Source organism: Arsenophonus sp. ENCA (genome assembly GCF_002287155.1).
Lineage (GTDB): Bacteria > Pseudomonadota > Gammaproteobacteria > Enterobacterales > Enterobacteriaceae > Arsenophonus > Arsenophonus nilaparvatae.
The window spans coordinates 1-2,001 of the sequence record NZ_NHNG01000450.1 but is presented as its reverse complement, the minus strand read 5'-3'; the positions used below and the strand labels follow the sequence as shown (position 1 = coordinate 2,001).

General features: G+C 47.7%; 2 protein-coding genes and 2 pseudogenes. 3 read left to right on the top strand and 1 reads right to left on the bottom strand.

All coding sequences use genetic code 11. The features are described 5' to 3' along the window. Window positions 1–403 (bottom strand): annotated as a pseudogene (locus tag CBG25_RS11630) (hypothetical protein); the annotation flags it as partial. A gap of 49 nt (window positions 404–452) precedes the next feature. On the opposite strand from CBG25_RS11630, the gene CBG25_RS11625 reads away from it, so the two are divergent. From CBG25_RS11625 to CBG25_RS11615, 3 genes and pseudogenes are all read left to right on the top strand, one after another. Next, the gene (locus tag CBG25_RS11625) at window positions 453–1,022 is read left to right on the top strand and encodes a phage baseplate assembly protein V (protein WP_290606781.1); all 570 of its coding nucleotides are present in this window, start codon (window positions 453–455) and stop codon (window positions 1,020–1,022) included. Between the two features lies 1 nt (window position 1,023). After that, the gene (locus CBG25_RS11620; protein ID WP_290606779.1) at window positions 1,024–1,419 is read left to right on the top strand and encodes a phage GP46 family protein; all 396 of its coding nucleotides are present in this window, start codon (window positions 1,024–1,026) and stop codon (window positions 1,417–1,419) included. After that, window positions 1,409–1,858: pseudogene (locus CBG25_RS11615) on the top strand (baseplate J/gp47 family protein); the annotation flags it as partial. The gene CBG25_RS11620 and the pseudogene CBG25_RS11615, both read left to right, overlap by 11 nt. Window positions 1,859–2,001 lie beyond the last annotated feature (143 nt).

Here is a 2,001-nt window from a genome sequence, read left to right as displayed (position 1 = left end):
CCATATCCTTACGAACATTAGCTATTTCTGCGGATAAATCCTTGCGGGCATCAGCTATTTCAGCAGATAGATCCTTACGGACATCAGCTATTTCAGCAGMYAKATCCTTACGRACATYAGCTATTTCWGCRGATARATCCTTRCGGRCATCAGCTATTTCAGCAGATAGATCCTTACGGACATCAGCTATTTCAGCAGATAGATCCTTACGGACATCAGCTATTTCTTTTCTAACATCAGATATATCACGCTTAACTTCTGCAATATCCGCTTTAGTTGCCACATCAGCAACCTCATGGGATTTGCGTACGACAAGCGAGATAGCCTTAGCTTGCTGGCTGGTAAGTCCAGCCGTTTGCAATTCTTCTGATGCTTGTAGTGTATCAAATGCAACTTGGCCCATTTTGGAATCTCCTGTTTTTTCTTTAGTTTAACCTATTAATGAGTGAATTATGCAAAATTTTTTTTCTACTTTGCAGCGCGGCCTTGCGCGTCTCTGGTCACGGGCAGTCGTTCAACGGCTGAATAGTACACCAGCCTGTCAACAAGTAGATGTTGCAATGATGGCAGGCGATACAAAAGCGGGCATGGAATATCTCGAGCCTTACGGCTTTACCTCGACGGCTCATTCCGGTGCCGAAGGTGTGGCGCTATTTCTCGCTGGTGATAGGTCACATGGCATTGTGATTAACATCGCTGACCGACGCTATCGGCTCAAGGGGCTGAAAGAAGGAGAGGTGGCGATCTACACGGACGAAGGTGACAGCATCATGCTGAAGCGTGGCCGGTTAATCGAAGCGACGACAGAGACGTTCATTCTGAACGCTAAAAACAAGGTGGTACTGAATACCCCATTAATTGAAACATCCGGTGCAATCAAGGCGGAGAAATCGATTACGTCTGCTGCGGAGGTGCAAGATAAAGCCGGTTCAATGAATACCATGCGAACTCAGTATAACGGCCATACCCACAAAGGCGATAGCGGCGGCATGACCGGCACACCCACTCAAGGCATGAAATAATATGACAGCCATCCCTATTCAACATGATGACCGATTAAACCGTGCCGTCATTATTTCGCTGTTCACCTGGCGACGCGCTGGACCGGATGATAACACGGATACGCCGTTTGGGTGGTGGGGTGATACCTGGCCGACGGTACAAAATGACCGGATTGGCTCTCGATTGCATCTGCTGAAACGCACAACCTTAACTCATCAGACTGCGCAAAAAGCGAAGGAATATATTGCTCAGGCGCTCAAGTGGATGACGGAGGACGGGGTGGCGCTTCGTGTCGATATTGAGGTAGTGCGCTCAGGCATCGATAAATTAACCGCAACCGTCACACTGACCTTACCTGACCATCACATAAAAACGATGACCATCAACAATTTGTGGAGCGTGATCCATGCAAACTAGCGGTTTTTCGCGCCCGACACTGCCACAACTGATAGACACCATTCGCGGTGATCTGCTCACGCGATTTAATGAAGATAACGTTTTGCGCCGTCTCGATGCCGAGGTGTACGCCAGAGTGCAGGCGGCGGCTATTCATACCCTGTACGGCTATATCGATTATCTGGCACGTAATATTTTACCGGATTTGGCCGATGAAGACTGGTTGACCCGACACGGTAATATCAAGCGTTGTCCCCGCAAAGGGGCCACCAAAGCGAGCGGATTTGTTCGTTGGGAAGGTGTACAAAATAGCATATCAATACCTTCTTATACGGAAATACACCGCGATAATGGGCAATTCTACACCACAACCACCCCGACAACATCAGCCAATGGTGTACTTCGCGTGCCCGTCGTTGCAAAAAACAGCGGTCAAGCGGGAAATTGTGAGGATGGTGTCAATGCCAATTGAATTCTGATCCACTTTGCTAAAGTAAAACTGATCCACCCCCTTTAATTTACTCGCTCAGTTCCGCTTTCAATTTTTTATGTAGCTGACCGCTTTTTAGCTTGTCTTTTAACCGATAACTTTGTCCACTAATC